At 35.0% G+C, this 25,256-nt stretch carries 28 protein-coding genes; 19 read left to right on the top strand and 9 right to left on the bottom strand.

Annotation, left to right across the window (positions count from 1 at the left end; all coding sequences use genetic code 11):
• Window positions 1-37 precede the first annotated feature (37 nt).
• The 3 genes from SSOP1_RS06385 to SSOP1_RS06375 are packed head-to-tail and all read left to right on the top strand — an operon-like array spanning window position 38 to window position 1,598.
• Window positions 38-805, top strand: a complete 768-nt coding sequence (locus SSOP1_RS06385; protein WP_063492768.1) for a carbon monoxide dehydrogenase accessory protein CooC — start codon at window positions 38-40, stop codon at window positions 803-805.
• Complete coding sequence (locus SSOP1_RS06380; RefSeq protein ID WP_063492767.1) at window positions 802-1,119, top strand: hypothetical protein; 318 nt, start codon at window positions 802-804, stop codon at window positions 1,117-1,119. Before SSOP1_RS06385 ends, SSOP1_RS06380 begins: the two co-directional genes overlap by 4 nt.
• Window positions 1,116-1,598, top strand: a complete 483-nt coding sequence (locus tag SSOP1_RS06375) for a hypothetical protein (RefSeq protein WP_231918218.1) — start codon at window positions 1,116-1,118, stop codon at window positions 1,596-1,598. Before SSOP1_RS06380 ends, SSOP1_RS06375 begins: the two co-directional genes overlap by 4 nt.
• Here SSOP1_RS06375 and SSOP1_RS06370 read toward each other — a convergent pair.
• The 3 genes from SSOP1_RS06370 to SSOP1_RS06360 form a co-directional block, all read right to left on the bottom strand.
• Window positions 1,545-2,495: an IS1-like element ISC1173a family transposase gene (locus tag SSOP1_RS06370; RefSeq protein ID WP_048054255.1), complete on the bottom strand. Its 951-nt coding sequence runs from the start codon at window positions 2,493-2,495 to the stop codon at window positions 1,545-1,547. The genes SSOP1_RS06375 and SSOP1_RS06370 overlap by 54 nt on opposite strands.
• Before the next feature lie 219 nt (window positions 2,496-2,714).
• A complete protein-coding gene (locus SSOP1_RS06365; protein WP_063492766.1) occupies window positions 2,715-3,284 on the bottom strand; it encodes a hypothetical protein in 570 nt (189 codons plus the stop codon).
• Between the two features lie 8 nt (window positions 3,285-3,292).
• On the bottom strand, window positions 3,293-4,051 hold the full coding sequence (locus tag SSOP1_RS06360) for an FmdE family protein (protein ID WP_063492765.1): 759 nt from the start codon (window positions 4,049-4,051) through the stop codon (window positions 3,293-3,295).
• A gap of 159 nt (window positions 4,052-4,210) precedes the next feature.
• Here SSOP1_RS06360 and SSOP1_RS06355 point away from each other — a divergent pair, with 159 nt between their 5' ends.
• From SSOP1_RS06355 to SSOP1_RS06340, 5 genes are all read left to right on the top strand, one after another.
• On the top strand, window positions 4,211-5,299 hold the full coding sequence (locus SSOP1_RS06355; protein WP_063492764.1) for a hypothetical protein: 1,089 nt from the start codon (window positions 4,211-4,213) through the stop codon (window positions 5,297-5,299).
• 329 nt (window positions 5,300-5,628) lie between these two features.
• Window positions 5,629-6,606 (top strand): NADH-quinone oxidoreductase subunit B family protein, encoded by a 978-nt coding sequence (locus SSOP1_RS06350; RefSeq protein WP_063492763.1) that lies wholly within the window; start codon window positions 5,629-5,631, stop codon window positions 6,604-6,606.
• Window positions 6,599-6,913, top strand: a complete 315-nt coding sequence (locus tag SSOP1_RS17595) for a nickel-dependent hydrogenase large subunit (RefSeq protein WP_231918217.1) — start codon at window positions 6,599-6,601, stop codon at window positions 6,911-6,913. Before SSOP1_RS06350 ends, SSOP1_RS17595 begins: the two co-directional genes overlap by 8 nt.
• A gap of 13 nt (window positions 6,914-6,926) precedes the next feature.
• A complete protein-coding gene (locus SSOP1_RS06345; protein ID WP_231918216.1) occupies window positions 6,927-8,111 on the top strand; it encodes a nickel-dependent hydrogenase large subunit in 1,185 nt (394 codons plus the stop codon).
• Window positions 8,112-8,131: 20 nt separating this feature from the next.
• Window positions 8,132-8,491 carry a winged helix-turn-helix transcriptional regulator gene (locus SSOP1_RS06340; protein ID WP_063492762.1) on the top strand — a complete coding sequence of 120 codons (360 nt, stop codon included), beginning with the start codon at window positions 8,132-8,134 and terminating at the stop codon, window positions 8,489-8,491.
• On the opposite strand, the gene SSOP1_RS06335 is transcribed toward SSOP1_RS06340, so the two are convergent.
• Window positions 8,483-9,004 (bottom strand): helical membrane plugin domain-containing protein, encoded by a 522-nt coding sequence (locus SSOP1_RS06335; RefSeq protein WP_063492761.1) that lies wholly within the window; start codon window positions 9,002-9,004, stop codon window positions 8,483-8,485. The two genes, SSOP1_RS06340 and SSOP1_RS06335, sit on opposite strands and share 9 nt — an antisense overlap.
• A 227-nt stretch (window positions 9,005-9,231) precedes the next feature.
• Here SSOP1_RS06335 and hypF point away from each other — a divergent pair, with 227 nt between their 5' ends.
• On the top strand, window positions 9,232-11,460 hold the full coding sequence (gene hypF, locus SSOP1_RS06330) for a carbamoyltransferase HypF (protein WP_063492760.1): 2,229 nt from the start codon (window positions 9,232-9,234) through the stop codon (window positions 11,458-11,460).
• Here the strand turns inward: hypF and SSOP1_RS06325 are convergent.
• Complete coding sequence (locus SSOP1_RS06325; RefSeq protein WP_231918215.1) at window positions 11,457-12,281, bottom strand: nickel-dependent hydrogenase large subunit; 825 nt, start codon at window positions 12,279-12,281, stop codon at window positions 11,457-11,459. The genes hypF and SSOP1_RS06325 overlap by 4 nt on opposite strands.
• Window positions 12,282-12,581: 300 nt before the next feature.
• Between SSOP1_RS06325 and SSOP1_RS06320 the strand changes: the two genes are divergently transcribed.
• On the top strand, window positions 12,582-13,547 hold the full coding sequence (locus tag SSOP1_RS06320) for an ISH3-like element ISC1439A family transposase (RefSeq protein ID WP_010923988.1): 966 nt from the start codon (window positions 12,582-12,584) through the stop codon (window positions 13,545-13,547).
• Between the two features lie 188 nt (window positions 13,548-13,735).
• On the opposite strand, the gene SSOP1_RS06315 is transcribed toward SSOP1_RS06320, so the two are convergent.
• Window positions 13,736-14,071: a hypothetical protein gene (locus SSOP1_RS06315; RefSeq protein ID WP_063492759.1), complete on the bottom strand. Its 336-nt coding sequence runs from the start codon at window positions 14,069-14,071 to the stop codon at window positions 13,736-13,738.
• Window positions 14,072-14,114: 43 nt separating this feature from the next.
• Between SSOP1_RS06315 and SSOP1_RS06310 the strand changes: the two genes are divergently transcribed.
• Complete coding sequence (locus SSOP1_RS06310; protein ID WP_063492758.1) at window positions 14,115-14,363, top strand: HypC/HybG/HupF family hydrogenase formation chaperone; 249 nt, start codon at window positions 14,115-14,117, stop codon at window positions 14,361-14,363.
• On the opposite strand, the gene SSOP1_RS06305 is transcribed toward SSOP1_RS06310, so the two are convergent.
• The 3 genes from SSOP1_RS06305 to SSOP1_RS06295 are packed head-to-tail and all read right to left on the bottom strand — an operon-like array spanning window position 14,340 to window position 17,051.
• On the bottom strand, window positions 14,340-15,293 hold the full coding sequence (locus tag SSOP1_RS06305) for a right-handed parallel beta-helix repeat-containing protein (protein WP_231918214.1): 954 nt from the start codon (window positions 15,291-15,293) through the stop codon (window positions 14,340-14,342). The genes SSOP1_RS06310 and SSOP1_RS06305 overlap by 24 nt on opposite strands.
• 44 nt (window positions 15,294-15,337) lie before the next feature.
• Window positions 15,338-15,814 (bottom strand): hypothetical protein, encoded by a 477-nt coding sequence (locus SSOP1_RS06300; protein ID WP_158011697.1) that lies wholly within the window; start codon window positions 15,812-15,814, stop codon window positions 15,338-15,340.
• The gene (locus tag SSOP1_RS06295; protein WP_063492755.1) at window positions 15,795-17,051 is read right to left on the bottom strand and encodes a thioredoxin domain-containing protein; all 1,257 of its coding nucleotides are present in this window, start codon (window positions 17,049-17,051) and stop codon (window positions 15,795-15,797) included. The genes SSOP1_RS06300 and SSOP1_RS06295 overlap by 20 nt, the downstream gene beginning before the upstream one ends.
• An 86-nt stretch (window positions 17,052-17,137) precedes the next feature.
• Here SSOP1_RS06295 and SSOP1_RS06290 point away from each other — a divergent pair, with 86 nt between their 5' ends.
• The 8 genes from SSOP1_RS06290 (at window position 17,138) to SSOP1_RS06255 (ending at window position 25,250) form a co-directional block, all read left to right on the top strand.
• Window positions 17,138-18,136 carry a hypothetical protein gene (locus SSOP1_RS06290; protein ID WP_063492754.1) on the top strand — a complete coding sequence of 333 codons (999 nt, stop codon included), beginning with the start codon at window positions 17,138-17,140 and terminating at the stop codon, window positions 18,134-18,136.
• An 89-nt stretch (window positions 18,137-18,225) separates the two neighbouring features.
• Entirely contained in the window at window positions 18,226-19,575 is a 1,350-nt protein-coding gene (locus SSOP1_RS06285) for an NADH-quinone oxidoreductase subunit B family protein (protein WP_063492753.1), read from the top strand.
• 1 nt (window position 19,576) lies between these two features.
• Window positions 19,577-21,835 carry a nickel-dependent hydrogenase large subunit gene (locus tag SSOP1_RS06280; RefSeq protein WP_063492752.1) on the top strand — a complete coding sequence of 753 codons (2,259 nt, stop codon included), beginning with the start codon at window positions 19,577-19,579 and terminating at the stop codon, window positions 21,833-21,835.
• Window positions 21,836-22,723 carry a hypothetical protein gene (locus SSOP1_RS06275; protein ID WP_063492751.1) on the top strand — a complete coding sequence of 296 codons (888 nt, stop codon included), beginning with the start codon at window positions 21,836-21,838 and terminating at the stop codon, window positions 22,721-22,723. It begins immediately after the preceding gene.
• Window positions 22,704-23,975: a (Fe-S)-binding protein gene (locus SSOP1_RS06270; RefSeq protein ID WP_063492750.1), complete on the top strand. Its 1,272-nt coding sequence runs from the start codon at window positions 22,704-22,706 to the stop codon at window positions 23,973-23,975. The genes SSOP1_RS06275 and SSOP1_RS06270 overlap by 20 nt, the downstream gene beginning before the upstream one ends.
• Window positions 23,972-24,316 (top strand): hypothetical protein, encoded by a 345-nt coding sequence (locus SSOP1_RS06265; RefSeq protein ID WP_063492749.1) that lies wholly within the window; start codon window positions 23,972-23,974, stop codon window positions 24,314-24,316. Before SSOP1_RS06270 ends, SSOP1_RS06265 begins: the two co-directional genes overlap by 4 nt.
• The gene (locus SSOP1_RS06260; protein WP_063492748.1) at window positions 24,295-24,741 is read left to right on the top strand and encodes a hypothetical protein; all 447 of its coding nucleotides are present in this window, start codon (window positions 24,295-24,297) and stop codon (window positions 24,739-24,741) included. Before SSOP1_RS06265 ends, SSOP1_RS06260 begins: the two co-directional genes overlap by 22 nt.
• A complete protein-coding gene (locus SSOP1_RS06255) occupies window positions 24,693-25,250 on the top strand; it encodes a hypothetical protein (RefSeq protein WP_063492747.1) in 558 nt (185 codons plus the stop codon). The genes SSOP1_RS06260 and SSOP1_RS06255 overlap by 49 nt, the downstream gene beginning before the upstream one ends.
• Window positions 25,251-25,256: the final 6 nt, after the last annotated feature.

Below are 25,256 nucleotides of genomic sequence, written 5' to 3'. Positions count from 1 at the left end.
GTTAAAAAATATAAATATATTTAGTATAGTGTAGATTATGAAGATAGCTATATCGGGTAAAGGGGGATCAGGAAAGACCACAATAGCAGGAGTAATGGCTAGAATACTATCACAAAGGGGTTACAAGGTTTTAGCAATTGATGCCGATGATAATCCCAATTTAGGATTAACACTAGGTTTACCAGTAGAGAAATTATACGATTTTAATCCTATTCCTACAAGGTTACTAGTGAAAGAGGAAGAGGAACTAAGGCTAATTCTTCCTCCGGATGAAATAGTAAGGAAATACGCTATCGAGTGTCCTTATAATATTAAATTACTTATAATGGCCAAAATTGAGAAAGCTGGAGTAGGCTGTGCTTGTGGTTCTCACGCTACCATAAGGGAATTAGTTAAACATTTGACAACCAAAAAAGGTGAGGCAATAATTATCGATATGGAACCGGGATTAGAGATAATGGGGAGGGCAACTCCGAGGTATAGTGATAGATTACTAATAGTTGTTGAACCTTATTATAAATCTGTACAAACCGCTATTAAGTTATTTAATTTGGCAAAAGATCTAGGAATGAAGAAAATATATACGGTGCTTAACAAAGTAAGAAATGAGAGCGAAATCTCATTATTTGAGTCAGTTTTATCTAGAAACGATATTCCAGTAATTGGTAAAATACCATACGATCAAGATGTAGTGGAAGCGGACAAATTAGGTAAGTCAATTATGGATTATAATTTGAATAGCAAGGCTGTAAGAGCTGTGGAGGAGATAGTGAGTAAGTTAACAATGGAGGATATAGGTGAATGAGGAGAGTATTTGTTATCATTGAGGAAAAGGATTTAAATGAGATAATGGAAACATTTAATATGTTAGATGAATTCAAAGACAGTGAGGAGGTAAATATTATATTTATAGGTCGTTCTCTTGAAATTAAGGGTAAGATAGAAGAATTGGCAAGAGATATCACTCGTAAAATTGGCAATGTAAATTTATTTAGTACTGAAAAAATTAATGATGACATTAGAATTATAAAATACTCTGATTTCCTTAATAGTATTAGAAATAGTGATGTTGTAATTAAAGTTGGTTTTACATGTCCTTATAATATGTGGGTAAAATGATAGAACGTATAGTTGAAGATAATATAAATTTTTTAACTAGTTGTATATATATAAAATTTAATATAATTAATATAAAAAGGGAACCATTTGAAAATAACGTTAAAGTTACGTTAGATTTTAAAAGGGAGCCTATGTTAAATGATGGATTCGATTACCAGCAAATTGAGGTAATCACTGATAATTCTCAATCAGAACTACTCGAAGTAAGAGGTAAGTTAATAATCAAAATTGCTAAAGTTAGAGATAAGGATATTATAATGTATATAGACTTGATTAAGAATTCTGTCATTGTAGATGAAATATATAATGAAAATATTTTAAGGGAATTTGAACTAGGAGATTGCAAAAATGCAGATATAGTGTTTAATGAGATTATTAAGGGAGTGTTCTCATGCAGTCATCTTATTCGATATCATATAGTAAAATTATATCAAGTTTTCTCTAATATACTGTACTCCCTTCAAGTATGCCTCATTTAAGGGAGTTCTCTCCCTTGAGAATACGTGAGGGTACATTACATTCAACAAGGCCAAACTGTACTCCGTCATCCTCCCACTCCTAGTAACAGCTTTAGTATCCCTAGCCAGCCTCGCCAAATGAGACCTACACCAAGAATTATGGCTCTCCACAAGATAAGTATACTTCTTACCCGCTACACGATTATCGAGAACTTGATAAACACAATAGTAGTCAGTATAGTTTACCTCACTCCTAGGTAACCAACCCAAGAGATAACGAAAAGTCCCATAACTCCTATCCCCAAACTCATAGAAAGGCACACCATCAGCAAGAGCAGTCCAAATCCACAAATCCTCCCTCATCACCCCATGCCTAACACGGAAATAAGTCCAGAACTCGTCAAACACCGTAGACTTAGCTGTGAAATTCTTGAGCTCACCCTTCAAGATCGTTAGATTCGTAAAGGCCCTTATCCCAATCCTCCTCACTAGGCTGTAAACAGTAGTCAATGGTTTACCTTCAACTCTTGATATTGCCCTCATGCTCATCCTGTTCAAGTACTCCTTTAAGATTCTCTCCCTCTGTTCCCTATCCATTCTATGACTTGTGACGTCGTAAAACGTCTTTCCACATGCTTTACACTTGTATTTTGCTTTCCCTCTAGATGAGCCGTTCTTCACTACTCTGTTAGAGTTACATGATGGGCATGTTGGTCTGCTTTCTCTTCTCCTCCTTATCCCTACTTTCCTCAAATAGTAGTATAGGGTTGATGGTGGGATTCCCGTTTTCGTGATTTGAACTCCCAAGGAGTAGGCTGCTAATGCTAATGCAATATCCTTTAGCTCGTACTTTCTCGGCTTAAGATTTAAATTTCTTAGAATCATAAGTATTAATTGTGCGAGGGTTACGAGGTTCATCCTGGTAACCCTCACAAAAAATCTCGCAACCCTCGCACATAAGCTTTTTCAGAGGCTGTTTTCATGTTCTAATTCATTGGCTGCATCTCGATCGAAACGACTAATTGTGAAAATTTCTAGCCTGATTTAATTTTACTATATGATATCGAATAAGATGACTGCATGAGAACACTCCCATTATTAAGGAAGAAGGAAAAGAGTAGGAAAAAATTGATATCATTAGGATTTTTTATTTTCATCTTTTTCAAATTCACTCTTATACTCATGTTTTAAAGCCTCCTTAACATCAATATTTTCACTAGATGCATTTAGTAATTTATCTATGGAGTCTTGAATATTAACCACTTCAATACCCATTGGTAAGAACTGCTTTACAGCTTGAAAGATATTTGCAAATAAGTCTAAGGTAAAAGATCTAGCCTTTGATGGATCTAAATCAGCTATCTCTAATAATACATCCTTAATTACTAGGGGTATAATAATTGATAATATGTTATTTCCCAATGGTCTCTCCGCTATATTTTTAATTTCACTTTTTAGTTTATTTAATTCCTCCTTAAAACTTGCGACAACAGCTAAAGTTAATGTTACATCATCCTCATCTGGCAGCTTATCGAGCTTTTGACTTATTAAATAATTGATCTCTTTTAGTTCATCTTCAGATAATGGATATTTTAACATTCTTAATAACGCTCCCAATTCTATCAAGTTTTCATCATTACTATAACCATATATCCATAAATTGTTCCTAACATCATTCTTAAGTTTCTCAAAGAGTTTCTCATCCATTTAGCTCATCATCTTTCTAGTATATCATTTAATCTTAAATTAGCTATTCCTCTTCCTATTACAGTAGGAACGCTCTCATCTAAGCAATCTAGGCAGTAGAATTTACCATTAACATATTTACCTTTACTTTCCAATACTAATTCATTACATTTCTCACATCTGACATGTCTAATTGGAGGAGTCTTCATTTCCTGCTTTAGCTCCCCTAGTTTCCATTCTTCAACTTTAAATAACTTCTCGGTGGGAATACTTAAAAGTTCTAAACTAGCTCTAGTCATTAACTCCCTAAATTCCTTTAGCTCGTTTTCATCAAATTTTTCTCTTTTAGATGCAAATTTCTCAAAATATTTCGCAAACTTAGGGTCATTACTAACGCTTAAGTATTTATGAGGATTATCAATCATTGTGACCCTAACAGCTCTTTTAGTTTCCTTATCTATAACTGTAACTGATTGTTTGCCGGTATCTCTAAATATCAATGTATTATTTCCTAATGTAGCCCCCGTAATCATTTGAACGCCATCGGCAAAGCACAAGTTATTCTCTACCATAGCTATTAAATTTGGCTTTACGTGAGATTCAACTTCAGTTACATTTTGTTGTAGTTCTAGCTTCTTTAACGCGATATAAGACGCTAAAACGCCAGTGGAAAGACCTATACAATAGTGTCCATGTAGTTCAGCCGCCTTTATAAGTAATGATAGGAGATCTCCCTTCTTAACTCTTTCCAATATTTCTGCTCTAGGATCACTTACTTTAGCTTCCATATTATATATTCAAATTATTTAAGTTAATAAAATTTCTCGTAGTTTAAGAGAAGAGAATAAACTATCTATTAACCTTAAATCTTTCCTCATTATTATGAAAAGAGCTTAATCGTAAAAATTTAAAACCTTATATATTCATTCCGTCTAATTAAATGTGACATGGAGTTTGTAATTAATGCTAATGCTATAATCTTACCTGAAATTAAAAGGTGTATGGTATATTTAGGTAAATATAAAACTTCCACAAGTCTTCAATTAGTTAAAAAGTTAAACAATAGGAAAATTATCATACTAGATGATATAGTTCAAATAAAGGTTAAGGACGATTCCCTTTATGTGAAGAAACCTACGAAGATAATTAAAGGAGCTAAACCAATAAAATGGTGGGATAATGATATAAATGGATATAATTGTCCAGATGACGAGGAATTTAAAGTAACTGATATTATATTTTCGTTTAAGGGGAAGGAAAATAGGTATACGTTTGTTAATAAAGATTTTGCTATATACCTCATGGCATATATAGATCCCATACATAGGGAGTGCTTTGATGAGGACTCGTTAAATTTAAGAGATGTGGATTTTCTTAATGGTATCATTCCCCATGATATTAATTATGTTGTATTAACAAGCGATGATATTAATTTTAGAGTATCAACGTTGCATAAGCTAATGTCAAACAGTATTAATGAAAATCCTTTAATGTTAAGTGGTAAATATGTAGAAAGTTATACATGCAGTAAATATAAGATTTATTATCTTAGAAAGCTACTTAATATACTAAATTTACCTTCCTCAAATGATCTATTAGTAGTTAGTAAGTTATCACTTTCATCATTCTACTTGCTAAATTCTGATGAGCTGACTACAATAATTAATATTAAGAAAAAAATAATGGAAATCGATAAAAGGTTAAAGGAAACTAATGGAGTTGGAATCTGCCTAAAGTGTGAAAACGATCATATAATAGGTTATTTAGATGGGATAATAAGAGGTCTTATTACAAGATGCCCAATTTGTGGTAAAAGTTTAAGAAAAGGGAGTTATTCTATTGATATAAAAAACTTATTAGATATGTTCTTCTCTAGAATAAAATCTTTACCTCGTGATATTGTAGGATTAATGGTTAAGGAAGAATTTAGTGCCCAAAATAATGAAATCATTTTATACAATCTATTGTTAATATCTGAGGGATGTCTAGATAATATTATAGAGAAAACTGTAGTTGAAATAGATTATTATTACTAACAATTATAATTAAACTTAATTCAAAAATTATATGTATATAGACCTTTAAACTATTAAATGTTCCTTAATGGAATATAATGTAACTTTATCCTTCATTAGTGTTAGATCTAACCTCTGTATTTTAAGATTACCTTGTACAATACATTCAATATGATTAATTTACGCTTTTTGTCTTTTCTCCTAAAGAATTGTCTCTCATGATATCCTTTGATAATTCTGTGAGGTATTGTTTAAATAAATTTTATCTAAAAAGAAGTTAGGTCTATCTAAAATCTCCTCAAATTTCATAATATAAAAAGTTTTATACTTTAATATAAAAAGTTATATTGATGAAGACAGTATTATGGCTTCAAGGTGGAGCCTGCGGTGGAAATACATTATCATTTCTTAATGCTGAGAGTCCAGACGTGTTAGAGTTCTTTTCCATGTATCATGCAAAATTATTATGGCATCCATCACTTTCCTTAGAATCCGGTGAGAAGGTTAAAGAACTATTAAAGGACATAATTAGCGGAAAAATTAACCTCGACATTTTCATATTTGAGGGAACTGTAGTATTAGGACCAAACGGTAGTGGAGGGTTTAATATGTTTGCTGGAAGGCCAATGAAGGATTGGGTTCGTGAAGTAGCAAATGTCTCTAATTACGTTGTAGCAGTAGGGGATTGTGCAAGTTTTGGGGGTATACCAGCTTCAGATCCTAACCCAACTGAATCTACAGGCTTGCAGTTTTATAAAAAGGAAAAGGGTGGATTTCTCGGGAAAAATTTCAAGACGAGAAAGGGTCTTCCAGTGATTAACATTTCTGGTTGCCCCGCACATCCTGAGTGGATAACTACTACTTTGTCTTTAATCTTAAATGATAAACTAACTGAAGATGATCTAGATGAATATCAGAGGTTGAAGATAATTTACGGTACAACTACTCAGTTTGGCTGCCCTAGGAATTTATACTTTACTTATAAGGTTGCCCTCAAGGAATTTGGACATAGAGAGGGTTGCTTATATTTCGAGTTGGGCTGTAGGGGTTCTTACACTAAGAGTCCATGTAATATTATCTTATGGAATAATCAAAGTAGTAAAACTAGAGTTGGTACACCTTGTTTTGGTTGTACCGAATTTGATTTCCCAACCTTCAACTTCTTTAGTACGGAGAAAAATAGGAGTGGTATACCTAAGAAATTGCCTCTTGGTGTCAGTAGGGGTGCATATACTACGCTATCCGCAATTGCTAGAGGCTCTGCACCAAACTTCCTAGTAAAGCCACTTCATAGTAAGAAAGATGAAAAGGTAGATTGGCTTGACTAGTAAAATCGTCTCACCATTTAATAGAGTTGAAGGGGATTTAGATGTTGAAGTGAAGTTTAAGGAAAATAAAGTCGTAGATGCGAAGATTGTGTCTAGGCTATTTAGAGGATTGGAGCTTATTCTTAAAGGTAAAAGTCCGCTAGACTCACTTGTAATTACTCCAAGAGTATGTGGAATATGTGGAGCATCACATCTTTACGCGTCAACGTCAGCGTTGGATATGATATTTAACGCTGAAGTTCCAAGGAATGCGATAAGGCTAAGGAACGTTATGAGTATGGCAGAAAGTTGCCAAAAACGATCTTAGGCATACGTATTTTATGTTCCTAATCGACGTTGTAAATAAGAAGTATCAAGAATATATTAACTTTGAAGAGGTATTGAAGAGATTTTCCCCAATCACTGGCTCATCCTATAAGGAATGTTTTAGATGGTCTAAGAAGTACACTGAGGTTTACGCGATTTTCGGTGGACAGTGGCCTCATGGTTCAGCAATCATTCCAGGAGGGGTTACTTCATATCCTTTACCAAATGAAGTACAGAAGGCTATTTCAATCCTCATTGATATTAGGAAGAATTATTTAGAGAAGGTAGTACTAGGAGGTCCAGTAGAACAATTCTTAAGCACTGTGAAATCCTACAAGGATTTACTCCAGTGGGTAGAAGACTATAAGGATGGTGATCTATCAAAGATTGTTGAGTTTGGTTTAGAGGCTAATTGGCATAAATTAGGATATGGAGCTGGGATTATGCTAAGTTATGGTCATTTACCATCTGAGGAATATGTGGGAAGTCCTTCAAGGAAGTATTTTAAGCCTGGAATATTCTTAGTCAAGGAAAAAGAGTATAAAGAATTCGACCAAAATAATATACTCGAGTTCGTCACTACTTCATATTACACCTATAGTAAGGGAGACGAAATAGGTTTACATCCATTTGATGGAGAGACCAATCCTAGTCTTACAGACAATAGTAAGAAGTATTCGTTAACTAAATGTTTTAGGTATAGGATGGACGGAAATCTCCTAGCTCCAGAAGTAGGTGCTTTAGCCATGCTAACTGTTTCTGGCAATCCCTTAATTCTGGATATTATGGATAAGATTGGACCTAGTGTGCTTTCAAGAGTTATTGCCAGATTGGTTAGAGTAATAACTTACAATGAGCTAATGATTAACGAATTAAAGGATTATGATTTTTGGAAACCAACCTATAAGAAGCCCAGAGAGGTTAATGAAGGAAAGGGGTTTGGATTAGTTGAGGCACCTAGGGGTGCTTTAGGTCATTGGATAGTGGTTAAGAATGGTAAGATATTCAATTATCAAATGGTAACTCCAACACAAATTAACATGAGTCCAGAGGATCCTAAAGGAAATAAGAGTCATTTAGCCTTGGCCTTAATTGGCACTGAGGTTTCAGATATTAATAACCCAATAGAAGTTTATCACGTGGTTAGATCTCACGATCCTTGCATGGTATGTAATGTCCATATGCTAAAACTTATTTAATAGATATCTAGAAATACTTTATGACTGAATGTTGTATAAAGGAAGATCAAGATTTATGTGTTTTGTATTCATCGAAGCTTTTAGAGTTAATAATGAAAAAATACACTTACTCTATCTTAGTACTTCTAGACAAATACGGTAAATTGAGATTTAATGAATTGCAAAGGAAGATTTCTGGTTTAACGCAGAGATCACTTTCCATAAGGCTTAAGGAGTTGGAAAAGGCGAAATTAGTAAAAAGAGTAGTTGAGACAACGGAACCTGTGAAGGTATATTATGTGATAACTACGGAAGGTAAGGCAGTTAAGAATGCAATACAGATTTTGGTTAGCTTGGTTAACCTTTTGGATAACAGTAATAAGGATGAATATTTATGCTGAGCTACTTTCGCTGTTTCCGTTGTTCTTTTCGATTAAAGGCCTTGTGGACTTACCTAATTCTTTTAGCATGTACTGCAAATATGCAAGAGTTGTCTTTACATCTGGATCATCAAAGGAGGCTAGTAGTTCAACTATGTTGGATTGACTATTCTCCTTAATAATCTTTTCAGCAGCCTTAGACAACCCACTGGTAACAACATCAAGTACTCCATGTTTGTCTAGAGAACTTACTATTTTACCTATCTTATCTAAATGTTTGGCTATTGCTATTATTCCATTAATGAAATCTTCTGAATTAACTTCTCCAGAATCTATCATTTGCTGTATGTCTCCTAACAATTCTATAATTGCCTTAAATGTTGGTGATTTTATAATTTTTAATAATTTACCGGACTTTAGTAGATCTAGCACTGAGTCAAGGATTCCGCTACTGTTAAGATAGATTACTATCTCAGCAAGCTTTTTGATTCCTTCCTTGTAATCTTCATCTTCTTCGTAAGCTTTTTCTCCCATACTTGAATCTCATCAATCTTCAAAAATATAAGTTTATTTCTAGGATACTTTTAACAACTTTAAAATAGTTATTGGATGTCAGTAATAATTATTTATATTACACTATTATTTAAAAATATGGTATTCCCTATTATCACTTATCCATTAGAATCATACTTTCGTGAGATGATGAATTGATTTAACGGTACTAAATAAGATTTAATATTCTTTCTAAGTTAATATGAATTATGAGAACTTATGCTTACAGAATAATTGTAAGCGGAATAGTGCAAGGAGTTGGATTTAGACCATTCATTTATAGAATTGCTCATAAAGCTAACGTAAAAGGTTACGTGAAGAACATGGGTGGGAGTGAAGTTGAGATACGGATAGAGGGAAGTAGTAATGAGCTAGGTGAATTTTTGAGACTATTATTATCAGAACTTCCTCCAGTAGCTAAAATAGAGAACATCAAAATAGAAGAGACGGAACCTAACTTATTTCCCGACTTTAAAATATTACCTAGTGGTGATGAAATAAGAGAACCTAGTATAATTCCTCCAGATTTTTCAATTTGTGATGAGTGTTTAAAGGAAGTTTTGAATCCTAAAGATAGGAGATATAAGTATCCTTTTAATAGTTGTGCATACTGTGGTCCAAGGTATTCCATGATGTACAAATTACCTTATGATAGGGAAAATACATCCATGATAGATTTTCCACTTTGTGATGAATGTAAATCTGAGTATTACGACCCATCCAACGAGAGGAAATTTGATGCTCAAGGTATAAGTTGTCCTAGATGCGGTCCGAGATTATATCTTGAAGGCATTGATGGAGATAATGTGGAAGGAGATCCATTAATGACGTCAGCTAAACTCATAGAAGAGGGCTACATAATAGCTGTTAAAGGTATAGGCGGATTTCACATAGCAGCAGATCCCTTTAATGATGATGTAGTAATTAAACTACGGGAAAGGAAAAATCGACCTCAACAACCATTTGCAGTAATGGCATTAGATTTACTTACTATAGAGAAGTACACATATGTAAACGAATTGGAGAAAGAACTTTTAAAATCTCCCCAGAGACCGATAGTCCTTCTCAGGAAAAAAGAGCCCTATGAATTGTCTAAATACTTATCCCCAGACTTAGATAGAGAAGGTTTCTTTCTATTTTATACTGCTCTTCATTACTTATTACTTGATTATGTCAAAAATCATGTATTAATCATGACAAGTGGAAACAAGCACGGATATCCAATGTGTACAGACGAGAAGTGTATTAGAGAGAAGTTGAAAGGTGTTGTAGATTACATTCTTTATCATAATAGGAAAATCGTAAATAGGGTTGATGATAGTGTATTAAGAGTATCTGCCAATAGAATCATGTTCCTAAGGAGAAGTAGGGGATACGCGCCTATGTGGATAAAATTAAAGAGGAAAGTTAAGGAACCAATAGTTGCTGTTGGGGCAGAATTGCAAAACGTGGGCGCAATAGCCTTTGATGATAAGGTAGTGTTAACGCAGTATATAGGGGATACTGACGAGTTAGAAACTCTAAATGAACTTGATAAATATTTGAGCCTATTGATCTCATGGTATAATATAAAGCCCAAATTGGTGATTTCCGATAAGAACCCCGCATATCAGAGCACCTACTTAGCGAGTAAGATTGCAGAGAGATTCTCAGCAGAGTTAGTCCAGGTTCAACACCATTATGCCCATGTCTTAAGTGTCGCAGCTGATTATGGTTTTGAGGAGGGCGTTGGTATTGTAATTGATGGTATAGGTTATGGCGATGATAGTAATGGATGGGGTGGCGAGATTATAAAATTTAATGGTAAAAATTACGAGAGGAAATATCACTTAAAATACGTTCCCTATGTTGGGGGTGATATTAATGCAATAAGACCAGAGAGAATGTTAGCCTTAATCCTATCAACCTTCATGAGTTGGGACGAGATTAGGAGTATTGTAAAATTAGATGAAAGGGAGTTAAACATATTGGAGAAAGTAGTTAAAAAGAGTACATTATTTACGTCCAGTACTGGAAGGGTTCTTGACGCAGTCTCAGCGTTCCTAGGAATATGTAAATATAGAACTTATGAGGGAGAACCTGCAATAAAACTGGAAGCATCAGCCAGAGGTGGTAAGGTTTTGGATTTAGAGATAGGTATAGTTGATGGGGAGATAAATACTATAAAAATTTTCGAATGGTTACTAGAAAATAGGGATAAGAGGATAAATGATTTAGCAATGTCAGTCCAATATAGGCTTGGAGAGGCCTTAGTAAAGGCAGCGTTAAAATTAAACCCAGAAAGGATCTTCATATCAGGTGGTGCTGCTGTAAATGAGTATATACTGAGGGGGATTATAGAGAACTCACAAGGAATCGAGATATTAACTCCTAGGAGAGTTCCTGCTGGCGATGGGGGAATTGCTCTAGGTCAAGCATATCATGCTACATTCTACTAACAGAAACCTCCTATCCTTTTTGTAGTTACAAGCTTCTCGTTCTCAAATACCCTCACCCTAGTTACGAAGCACGTATCCAAGGATGATACTGCCAACGCTAATTCAACTGGGTCTTTAGCACTCTTAATCGGTAATCCAATTACCGCGCTTTCCAATGCACCACCCGGTGAAGCTATAAATGTAGTTGGTTGCGTTATCCTATAATTCGAAATTTTACCATTACTTATTTCATACTGATGAATTAGAGAACCTCTGATTGACTCGGCAAAAGAAACGTAATTGCCATCTGAAATCGAAAATCTTTCACTACTTATATCTAAATCGTTAATCTCGCTTATTAGTTTCACAGCAACTTTAATCCTAGATATTTCCCTAAGTAGTGGTGAAGGACCATATTTATTAAAATAGCTTTTGACTAATTTATCAAAAGTTAAAGCTTGAGCCAATGGTCCAACTTCAACCTTTTTACCCTTATAACTTACCTCTAGTCCCTCATCCTTAATGTAATTGCAATCAAATTCAGTATTTTTAAAAGGAAATCCAACTACTAGATAATTCCTTAACCCGAAATTCCAGTTCAACGAATCAATACTTTTCTCCACCATTAGTTTTAGATCACCAGATAATTCCTCCAACCTTTTTACGTTAAGAAAGTCCTCTATTGACATTCCAAGTAACTCACTTTCCATAAAACTTGTTATATCTCTTAGTTCTCCTTTTGTAATTTTCACAATTTTCTCACCTTTTAAATAATCCACATGAGGCCACTTTCCTCCAATTTTCTCCATAATCTCTTTTATTTTTCTAGATACTAAACTCACTTTTCTAAATTTTTCTCCTGAGGGGAAAGAGTACTTCTCGTCTTTACAGTGGTGTTTCACCAATTTTACTCAAAATGATACAATTTCTATGGAAGAGAAAAATATCAGAGCGGAGTTAGAAAAATCGGCTTATTTCAACACAAGAAGCAAAAAATTTTCATATTTGTTGAAGAAACTAACAGAAAACGAGTTTATATATAAAGAGTAATACCATTTGTCTAGTATTATCAATAGAGGAAAGTAGGTGGAAGGACGAGATGAACAAGAAAAGGTTAAAGCGAGGGACTCCATAACTCCGTTATGCAAACCATACAAGTATCCAAAACGGAGCTGAAGTCCCTCGCTATAACTTTAGCAACAAACAATATTAACGTTATCTCTCAAGATCTAGACCCGGAAATAGTGAAAGCAGCACCATCCTTGCTAACCGGAAACAGAGGAAAATACTACTTGAAGGTAGTAAGACGAGGCGAGAAAGTAATTAGTAAAGGTCAGAGAACCTTCAAGTTCTACCCAATCTACAGAGAAGTAAAGGGAGAGATCAACGTAGTCGCTGTAGATGAGACCGGATTAACCGTGGGAGAAAAGGAACAAGAAAAAGCAGAGGGCTTTCTACTCTACAACTGGAAGAGAAAAGGAGTAAAGATGAGATCCTTGGACCTCGTATATCCCTTAAGGTTACCCCTCCTAGTGGAGGTAGCAGATTTGAGAAGCGACAGTCCATCACAGTTCCTACTCAGGAGCGTGAGGGAAGTAAGCCAATACATGGAAATAGATTACGTTGTAGCTGACGCCGGATTCTTGAACCTAGGGGTCATCAAGGAAATGCCCGTGAAGACCATTGTGAGAGGAAAGTCGAACTTGAAGGGATTCAAGGAACTATCTAACGTTCCATTAGTTGAGAAGAGATACGAGGTTAAGGACAAGGTTTACGTTGCGTATAGGGTCTTGGAATTTGAAGGGCTTTATTATTACGATGTGGTTTACGTTAAGGGAAAGCCGAGGCACTTCATGTTCGTAACGAACTTCGAGGGAGATCCCTATGAACTGGCTGAACTCTATAGGTTGAGGTGGCAGGTTGAGGAGGGTTTTAAGGTTAGGAAGGCAAGGATAAGGTATGTTAGGAAGTTGAGTAATAAGATCTTCTTGTTCCTCTATTATACGGTTCTGGATTCTGCGTGGAATCTAGTGAATCATCTTCTCTTTAACTTCAAGTCCACGTGTAAGAAGGTTTTGTCCTTCGATTCATTCGTCAAGCTTCTCTAACTTTCTCGGTGTTCAGAGGAGACTATGCACGTCGTTTTCACCACGTGAGAAAAATTCAGAATTCTCCTCTTATTATTAGAATTGTACGCTATATTTTTTGCAAATTATTTTAACATGTTATGTTTCATAATAATTTTATTGTTTTTCTCTATATCAATCTCTTTTTGAAAGTGCTAATATTATATCTTTCAAATGAAATAATTTGGTGAAACACCACTGTCGTCTTTAATTATATGTGGAAACCAGTAAGCATAAGGGTGTTTCATATGACTGTCAATGATTTCTAGAAACATAAGTAGTTCAGTTATTGAAGTTTGGATATGAGGTTTAACATATACGTAAAGGTGAGATTGGCTGCATGTAGCTAAGACTCTAGGTAAAACTTCATATAACGTTTTAGCATCTTTCCCCGTAAATGCTTTTTCAAATCCTCTTACCTTGTTTCCAGAGCACTTAGCACTAACTACTTTCCCATCCCTTATATTGACGTCTAGGTCGATTATTTCTAAATCATATAAGCTCATAAGAGTTATAAAGATTTAAAAGTATTAAAAACATTGTTATCTTATGTGTATAAGTTTACCTGCAAAAGTTGTTCAAATTAATGGAATAGTAGCCTTCGTAGATTACGGTAATGGATTGGTCGAACCTGTTATAAATAATGTTGATGATGTCAAAGAAGGGGACTACGTTGTTGTGAGTTACGGTATGATAGTGAGTAAGATTTCTAATGAAGAATACATCGAAATGTTAAATTACGAAAAGGAAATGAGAAGTTTACTTGAAAATTCATTATCTTCTGCCTTTTCTAAATAGAAATAAGTAGACAAGGAATACTATCATTATCAATAGTAACAATGGTATAATGGGAGAAAGTTTCACGAGATGGCTATCGCTTTGTTTTATCGTTGTTAATATAGTTGAATTCGAAACACTTATCTTAGGAATTGTTGAATTATACGCATAAAAGACGTTCAAGACGTTGTTCATAAAGGCATTTGTTTTGAAGATGAAAGTGGTAGGATAATTATAAATTAATACCCCAAAATACTTGGAGTTTTGGATTAAATTACCTATTATAGTAAGGTTTCCTATATTTTCTCCTATGTAAATGCCAACAAGATTATTTAGTATAGCGTTAGATTGTATCGATATGAGATTTCCCATGATAATTTCTATCCCCACATCGGAGTTACGTATCGAATTATTAGGAACTTTAGTTAAACTAGAGTTATAGAGATATACTCCATAATGGTATATGTTAGATAAACTGTTATTGAAGATACTAACATTTGAGCTGGATAGTACAAAAATTCCGTATAGGTTATACAATAATTTATTGTTGTTTATGTTTATATACTTGCTATCATCCCAAACTGAAATCCCATTCCCATTGGTATTATTTGTAATAATATTATATTTAATCTCCACGTATTTGGAGTTCCTTATGGAAATTCCGTCATAATAGGAATTTTTAATTATATTATTTGAGATTGTGACATTTATAGAGTTATATACGAAAATACCAAAATAAAAACTATTTAAGATATTATTGTTTTCTATGACAATGTTACTTGAGTTGACAATTGTTATATTTCCTTCAAATATGTTGAGCCCAGATATTGTTAAGTTGTGCTCATTTACAATTAAAATAGAATCTCCTACTTGATTTACAAAGGAGAAAGCTGTAGAAGGGATTAGCGCTAATAAAAACATATACATCGAACACACTATTTTTAGTTTCACATGCACTCTTCTCTCTTCTTTATAAAAACTTTTTGTTAATAATGTTACCTATTTTTGGAAATCTTCTTTTCCTTATAAATAACACAATATCCAATAATTATAAGAGACGCAACTGAGAGAAAATCTAAGACCATAAATTTATCTAGAAAATACTTACCACTTCCATAATAGATTGTTGTAGGTACATTGGAGATTAATGTGAAGACTAAGTTAGAAAACCATAGGGAAAAGGTAATTCCGGTTAATAGTTTAGATGATGTTAACTTATACGAGATAAAAGGTATAATAAATACATTTATAACTGGAACAAGAAGGAGGACAGAAGCGTATTTAGTATAACCATCTAATAACATGAATAGGTTACAAATGAGGGTAACTATAATTATTATCCCTAGGCTATAATTTATGTATATAAGTGGAAAAGATGTCGTAGAATGAAGCAGAACTGTAATTTCATATAAAAATGGTAATTGGCTTAAACCTATCAGAAGAAAATATAGTTTAGTGAGTAAAGAGACCATAAATTTCACCCAAAACTAGAGCATACTTAGCTTGGTTAAAATATACGTAAATGCTATATGAGGAGAGAAACATATCTACAATTCTTTTGGCTTCTTCAAAAATATTAAGGTTAATCAATGCGTTTGCTAGCAAAACATTATCGTAAAGGAAGTAAAACCTACCTATCTTGTTCTCCGTAGCAAACCCTAATGTCGTGTCGTAATAAGCCTCACTTCCTTTATAATCGTCAAGTATATGCAATAAATTTCTAGCTTTATCTGGATTAAGTTTAGAGAGGAAATTTAAGTATGAGGCTAAATCTATCAAGTATGGAGGAGAAAGTACATCCATTCTATGTGCTAATACTAATCTCTGTTCTAAGTCTTTTGCAATCTCCAGATATTTCTTGTCATTGGTAATCCTATAAACTTCCATGAAGGCGTCTCCAACATTAGCATTAACGTTGAGAAATGGTCTCTTATCCTCTACTCCAAGAAATTCACCATTGATGAAGTAACCCCTATTGTCCCTCTTACTCAATAACCAGTCAGTAGTAGCAATTGCGTAATCTAGGTAGATCTCCTTTTTCAAAACTTGGTACGCCTTAACAAGCGTCTTAACCATTTCAGCATTATAGTCTAATAATTTAGCCTTATAGGGTTCCTTCCAATCTCCTGACTTGGAAAACATACAAAATCCATTTTCCCATAAATATTCTATAGCGTTATCTAACGTTACTTCCACCATTATCTTATGATAATAATCATTAAAATGCAAGAATAGCTGTAATACTTCTGGAGAAACATGCTTTGGTTCCCTCTCAAATCCTCCCTCTTTCCAATCAAAATATCCCTCACAAACCCTTAAGATATGGTTAAATGCGTAATCTGGTGGGAATTTATCAATTTTTTGGGAAGACAGTTTAGGGGGAACTATAAACTTACCCTTTCCCTCTATTAGCTTTAAGGCCTCACTTATCATTTCTATCAATTTGCCCCTTTTTACTAAGCCGTAAGTTCCCCCAATGACAGAATTTTTAGATATTAGACTAATTGTTGGGTAAATTTGGGGTGTATATCTTACAGCTAAATCCAACCTTTCATCAGCATCTTCCTTAACTAGGGAAACTCTTTCATCCTCGATTTCAAGTAATTCCTTTTCTTGCTCTTCACAACTTTCGCACCAACTAGTAGTCATAAATAACACTATCAGCTTCTTATTTTCATTAACTGCTTCCCTCCATGATAGAAATTTCATATAAATTCTAATTACTTTAGTAGTTAATAAGCTATACTAGGTATATTATGGTAAACTTTATAATTATTTTTGAGAAGAGTAAACATATGAACAGTGAAACCCACTTGTTAGTACTATTCTATATATTTTACATATCCGCGATGACCATATTAGTCACTATGTCATATAAATTCGCGTTAAAGAACAAACTAGGATACCTTTTTCTTCTCATAAGTTATATATCAACTGCGGTATATTTCGTACTATTCTCCCTATCGGACTTTATGTTGTCATTAATAATTGTTGTTTATTTCTGGCTAATAATGCAGATAAGTTATAATCTCGGAAAATACAAATTTGCCATAGTGTCCTCCTTAGTTATACAAGAGATTCTAATGAGCTTACTATATTACGTAATACTAAGGGGTAATTTAACAAAATCTCTATATAGCCTATACTTTTATGCAACGGATATTCCAAGCTTCTCGTTATCGATATCCCAAATTATAATTCCAGCAATTCTAGAAGTTGTTAACTCGTTCATGTTCTTCCTCATGGTGTTTCCAGAAATAGCTTACTTAAGTTTTAAATATAGAAACATTTATTCGCTTCTTCTTTCTTCCCTAATATTTGCAGGACCAAACATAGCCTCGGAGATGACGCATTCAATACTTCCATTACCGTACGATCCCATTAAAGAGTCTTCCATACTTGAACTACTTCTCTCAGTAATCTTCACAATTTATTTTTCTTATAAATATATTAGCGGAAGGATTAATACGTTCTATTATCTACTATTCGCCATATCCAGTCTTTCCCTTTCTTCAACAGAATTTTATTATTCCCTAACAATCAATCAAATTCCATACGCAATTGCAACACTTTTAATGACATCAATGATGTTTTATTATGTAGATATGAGTAGGAAAGAAGTGAATGTAAGAATAGTTCCCTACTTGTCCTTACTCCCAGCCGTTTCAGAGTTACTCTTCGGAGCATCAGTAGCTTATTTTTACAATGTAATCTCAGCAGTTATGGTACTATCACTTACACCCTTTTTCGTTTCGTTGTTTCCGATCTTCTATTATTATTCTCATAGATCGTGAATAAAAAATAAAACAATATGATGTAGCAAGTTTATAAGAAAAATTTATAAACATGGTATACTTTAATATACCTAATAAAGGGGAGTAGAGTGAAAGATCCTAAACCTAGACAAATAAAGGTGGGAATAAGCAGACGAGATTTCATGAAACTAGCGGGTATTACAGGATTAACAGCTTGGATGATGGAGAAGGGATTAACTTGGAAAGATCTATTTAATATGGCTAGCGATTCTTTAGCAGATCCAATAAACGTGATATGGACAGGGAACGGATGGTGTGGAGGAAACACAATAGCGTTTATAGATGCAATGAACCCTGCTGTAGAAGATGTGATAACGCAAGTAACAATAAATCTACAACCAATAACATTAAGAGCTCCGTCAATAGCAAATCTAGGGAACGTAAATCTAGTTTATCACCCAATACTTATGCCACAAGATGATATGGCCTATCCTACTATGGAGGCTGCATTAGCTGGGGTTTTCGACCCCTATGTATTAGTTGTTGAGGGTACGATGTTTGATGAATTTGGACTATATTATCAAAAACCCAAGGACTCCTTCTGGTGTTCTGCCGGCAGAACACCTAGCGGTCATGTACTATTATGTGACGAGTTCGTATTTAATCTAATGAAGAGAGCAGCTCTAGTTTATGCTACCGGTGCTTGTGCAACATATGGGGGAATACCTTCCACTACAAATGGATTAGGACAGAGAAGTCCCACATATACTATGGGAATGCTAGATGATCCCTATAGGGGAATTTTAGGTTTCCCTGCATATATACATGAAGTATATCAGAAAGGTTTAGGTTACTTCAGAGGAGAGCAAGTAATTGATGAAGATATATATGCTGTTACCAATTCGCCATATAATACGGCATATCCCGGACCAAGTTATCATTGGTTAAGTACGTTAAAACAACCAATTGTTGCAATCGCAGCTGATCCACCTGCCGGGGATTGGATTATGAGAACATTAGTAGCTGGAGTACTATATGCCAGAGGATTAGGTCCCGCACCGTCAGAATCTCTAGATGTTTTCAATAGACCAAAATACTTTTACGGAAATGAAACCCATCAGAATTGTCCAAGAGCTGGATTCTTCGCACAAGGCATATTTGCTAAGAATTTCGGAGACCCTCAATGTACTTATAGCCTAGGATGTAAGGGTACTGAAGCTAATAGTCCCGCCCCACTTTTAGGTTGGGTCGGTGGTGTAGGAGGATGCACTAGAGGTGGAGTATGTATCGCTTGTACTGCCCCAGGGTTTCCAGATTTATATGAACCATTCTATGCACCACCAAATGCACCAACTCTACCTTCAACAACATTACTAGCTGCAGCTGTAGGTGCCGGAATAGTGGTGGGTGTAGGTTCTTATTATTTATCTAGGAGAAGAGGTAAACCCATAATTCCAAAAGCTAAGGAGGTGAGTTAAAATGGCCTCTTCATACCTATTTAAATATGATTGGACAAAGCCAGTTGTAATAGAGCCCATAGTTAGAATAAAGCCAGAGTTAGGGATTCAAGTAAGCGTAAATATAGAAGGTCAAAATCAAGTCAGGGCTGTAGAAGCATATGCTGGAGCAGGAATGTTTAGAGGATTCGAGATCTTCATGAGGAATAAACCAGCACCAGATGTCATAATGTTATCATCCAGAGAGTGTGGAATATGTGGAGAACATCATCAGTTCATAGAGAGAATAGCGCAAGAAATGGCAATGGGCGGTTATGCTCCACCACCGTTAGGACTAGAGACTATCATGTTAGCTAATGATGCTGCAATGATGTATGATCACACTGCACATTTAACAGCTTTAGGTGGACCAGATTGGAGTTCACTATTCTTTAAGATTGCAGGCTATTATCCACCAGAAATTTACCAATTAGCACAACAAACACCAATAAGCAAGGTTTTAGAGTATTCTGAAGCATTTCCAAATGGAGCTCCTAGCGAGCTAAAGTTTAGCGGAGTAACCATGAGAACAGTGGCTGATATAATGGATGGTCTAGTTCCAATCATCGGTGCGATATGGTTGGAAGGTGCATATGTGTGGAGAATATTTCATGAAGCTGAGCTATTATACTATTTAAGAGTCCCGCATCCTATAACCATGGTTCCAGGTGGGATAGGAGTCCCTGCTACTGTAGAAAACCTACAACAGTACTTACAAAGATTAGTAGATGGAACAGCATACTTAAAGAAGCAAGTAGCGTATTGGGAAGTGTTAAATCTATTCTTAACCGATTATGGTAACGCTTTCGGTGTACAAGCGTATTACGACAAATATAATAATTTAGGCTTTGCTGAAATGGGTAATAGGCCAGGAAATTATTTATGCTATGGCCAAAGTGATGTAGCTGAACCTCCCTCAGTGACCCCCTCATCAACTTCAGTTATGGAATATGACGCTACATATGAAAACATGGGAGCATGGGGAAGGGCTAGAGTAGTTAAACCTGGACTGGTAATACAAACAAGCCCAAATTCACCCCCACAACTGGTAACTAATAGTCTAATTGATATAAATCTAGGAATGAGACAATTTATCGAGTCTTCGTTTTATGAGGATTGGGTAAACAACCCTCAAGTTCCGTCAGAGGTTTCTGGAATCTCGCAAGATCCAATAGGAAATCCAGTAAGTAATTATCATCCATGGAAGAAATGGACAATACCAATGCCATTAGCTAGGGGCTATCCATTTGGAAGCGGAAATTCACAGAATAAGTATAGCTGGGCAGTATCGCCGAGAATAGTACCATATTCTGGGCATAAACCTACTATGAACTCCTTCTTCAATGTTGAGGCAGATCCGCAAGCTGTTATGTGGGTTCAAGTATTGCAGCCACAAGGTCCGGATCCAATTTACACTTCAACATATTCAGTTGCGGGTATAGAAATCAATTATAATAGTAATGAGCAATCAGTAATATGGAACTTACCGCAAACCGTTTCTTCTAGGATAATATTACCGCCAGAACTACAAGGTGAGATAGACATAAAGTATGTTTCACCATGGGCCTTATCATCTAAGCTATCTAACGGTACTATAAATGTGACTACCAATGCTGTGGAAAGAATGAGAGCTAGAGCTCACGCTGTGGCTTTAGAAGGTGCTGGTGGATGGATAGCTTGGTTTGCTGCAGTAAAGTATCTGACTCAAGGACAAACTGCAGTTAGTAGAGGTAACCAGTATGATTGGACCTATAAGAAGAATACTAATACGGATGTTGCACTAGGAGTTGGCCTTAAAGAGGCACCTAGAGGAGCACAGTGGCACTCAGAAGTTATAGCCTTAGGCAGTGGTCCCACAGTTCCTACAATAAACCCGCAGCAGCAACAACCAACAACAGTAAATGCTGGTCCTAGGGTTGTTAACTCTTATCAAGATGTTATAGGGGAAATACAACCATTTTCATTATTGGCTAAAAATGGAGGTGCTGGAACTTTTGAGGAAGTTATCCAAGGAAATCAAGGGTATAACATTAATGGTATACCAAAATTAACAGTAACACCATTAGAGCAATGGGATGGGTTTGAATTTGCAGCAACACTAAGATCATTCGACCCATGCTTCGTTTGTGGGGTTCACGTAGTTTTGCCAAACGGTAAAGTTAGATATATCACCTTAGGAGCTCCTATAGATTTAAGTGAATCCATAAAGGCATTCTATAAGTTTGCAATGAGGGTGAAGTAATTGATAGTAGTCCATGCTGCAATAGGAGCAAATGGTGGTCCAGCGACTCCATTAAGTCTGTATTGGTGGGGCTTAGATGTCATTTTCCCTATAGGTATTATATTTTTTGTTTTCGGTGCTATTTATAGGATAGCTAGGGAATTTTTATTTTCAAGAGCCGCGACAAAGGGACAAGCTGGATTTGCTACTGAATTTAAGGAAGCGGTTAGTGCGATTCCTAGACCATTCGGTAGAGCCGCTAAAAATGATCCATTATTGATCTTAGAGACAATATTTAACCACATCTTCATATTAGGTCTAATCATAGTTGTAGGTATTCACATTATAGCGTGGAACTACATATATAGCGAACTTACCGGACTTCAGAATATTCTTGGTTGGTTGATGCCTGCATCAGTACCAGAGTCATTTACCTCAGGGTATCAGATAGGAATACTTGGTCCAAATTCATATTCTCAAGGAGGAATAATGAATCCAGTTGGAGCCTGGAATTCCGCTCAAGTAGCAACGAATACAATTTCGCCATGGGGTGTATTATCAGTAATAGTTAATGGAAGTTTTATGACCTTGCTAGCATTAGCGGGTTTAGTAGGTTATTTAGCTACTAGAATAGTTGATGATACTACCAGACATAGAATGATTAGCAGTGTTGGTGATTACGTTTTCTTAATATTATTAGCAGCCATAATGATCACTGGTCTAGGGGCAGCATATGATTGGGGATTTCCATATCTAGGTATACCTAATCAAGCCAACTGGTATGGTTTACACATAGCGTTAATTGGAATATTCATAGGATATACGCCATTTAGTAAGGCATTCCATATGTTCTGGTATTATGTGCAGAAGGGATTTGCAGGTAGTGTATATGGTAAAAGAAGAGTTTAAATGTGGGGGATTTAGGTTGAGTAAGGGAAAGGTTGAAATAAATAGAAAATTAGCATCTAAGACTTTTGATGAGTTTACTCCATCAGATGTAATGGGAATAGAGAATTGTATGAGATGTGGGATTTGTAGTTATTCATGCCCATTTTGGCAGGAAACTAAGAAATTTTATGATGTGCCAGCCTGGAGAACGTATGAAATTAATAAAATATATTCAATGTTTTACACTGGTTATGGCATTGTTGCTAGATATTTAAGGCTTAGAAGAATAAGTGGAAATGAATTTAAACATTGGACTGAATCTGCATATGATTGTACTGCATGTGGAGCGTGTACATATACATCTCCAATGGAGGTACCAAATTGGTATACTGCTATAATAATGAGGAGGATTCTTCACTATTCTGGATTTAATTATGAAAGTGCAGAGAAGTTAATTATTAATTCTAAAGAAAAAGGAAACGCATTTGGAATAGAAAATTGGGGTGAAGTAGCAAGTAAGGTAGGCTTTAATATAGATAAAAAGGACAGTGAAATACTATATGTTCCTTCACCCTTGGAGATTCAAAACACTAACGTTTTGGCTAATACCGTAAGCGTTTTAAGTAAACTAAAACTCAGCGTAACTGTAAGCTCTGAAATTAGTGATCCAGGATATTACGCATATCTTATGGGTGACTTTGAGACTGCCAGAGGTATATTAGTTAGAATTTATGAAACTGCTATGAAACTAAATGTTAAAAAGATAATCACCACAGATGGTATGGGGTATTTCTGGCTAAGATGGCAAGGTCCAAAGAGCATTAAGGAGACTCCTCCAATAGAAGTTGAACATTTAACCAAAACTGTGTATGACATGTATAAGCAAGGTAAAGTAAAGTTAGAAAAGGCTGATATAGTAGCGCCTACTAGTGTCCACTACTCAGAATTCCTCAGTAGACTGGGTGGTATTGAGGAGCCACCTAGAGAGATATTAAGGCTAACAGCTCCGCAATTCATTGAGCCTAAGGAGAAGCCATCTTCAGATAAATTATACACGTGTACTCATCATGTAGAATTGATAGGTGAGAAAAAGGATATTCTGAAGAGAGTTAGAAATTACGTCGTTTCTCAGCTAACCAAATGGGGAGGGAAGAGCGTAATAGTATTTGATCCTAACTGTATGTTGTCACTAGAGAATGCAGTAAAGGATAAACAAGCCGATTTCAAAGTGATCTACTTTACTGAGCTACTGGATAGGGGGATAAAGATATGAGTGGTTTTCTACTTCGTATTTTAGGATTCGACAAGATGATTAGTGATATAACCAAAGTTTTAGATGAAGATGTTAAACAAAGTGTTAAGGAACTCATTTACCCAGTTATTAGGGAAAGAGAAGATTCAATTTCAATTCTAAAGGAGATTTTAAGGGAGTATAACCTCAATTTAGAAATAAAAGAGAATAGGAACATTAGGATAAGCGAATCAAGAAGGTTAGCAGCATTAGCGTGCAATGTGACTCCCTTAAATATTGAAAACCCAGAAAATATATTATGGAAGCTAGCAGAAACAATAAAACCTAAAGGTGCCAATAAATGCCAAAAATCGCAGCAATAGGTTATTGGTATAAAGGAGATTATCAAATTCCATTGCTAGTTATGGAAGAAATGAGACTAGAGGGTATTGAGGTAATTGATTTAAGTTTGGGTGCAATTAAGGCATCTACTTTTTTATTTCAACTTAATCTAGATAATCTTATTCTATTAGCAAGTGAAAAGAGAGGGAAGGAGGAGTTAAGAGTATATAGACCAGAGTTTAATGGTAGCACCTTTTCAGATTTTTTAGAAATTCATAGCGGAATGAAAGCTTACTTCATGGATGTTGATACTTTTATTAAAATGGCTAGAGTAATGGGTAGTTTACCTCCAGATTTAATAGTAATTGAATGTGAAGTTGTGAACAATGATGGAGAAATTAGTAAGTGGGGTAAAACATGCAAGGAAATGATGAAAAGGGAAGTGTTAAGAAGGCTAGGAAAATAAGGGAAATGGTCTATACAATTTCCTTTTTAAGACCAATTCCTAGAGAAATTATTAATTCGTTTTTTTACACAAGTTCCTTAGAGTTTAGTTTTAGGGGTGTTAAGATTAACCTAATATTAGATGAAAGAGGTGGCAATTTCGTAAAGCAGATCATGTTTATTGGAGATGAGTCTCAGAAACTAGTTAATGATCTATTAAATTTTCTTAAAGCTAGATACTCTTTAAGATTGGATGAAATAGTGTGGAGTTATGAGGTTTATATAGAGGTTGAGGGAGATTTTAATATTGCTAAAGTACTTCAGATACCTTCCGTTTTACCATTAATTGGTAGTGTCACTAATTGTGGAATTGTAATTACAAATGATCCAGATTTTAAAATGATGAATAGGAATTTCACGACTATCCAAATAGACAAGTATATAAGGATTATAAAGAGATCACAGAATTTTATTGATATTATAAGTTTATTAAACGAATTAGAAAAATTATTAGATAAAGTAAAAACATAAAGAAAT

The organism is Saccharolobus solfataricus (genome assembly GCF_900079115.1).
GTDB lineage: Archaea > Thermoproteota > Thermoprotei_A > Sulfolobales > Sulfolobaceae > Saccharolobus > Saccharolobus solfataricus.
Note: the sequence above shows the minus strand (reverse complement) of the source record. Positions and strands in the feature narration are given on the sequence as shown.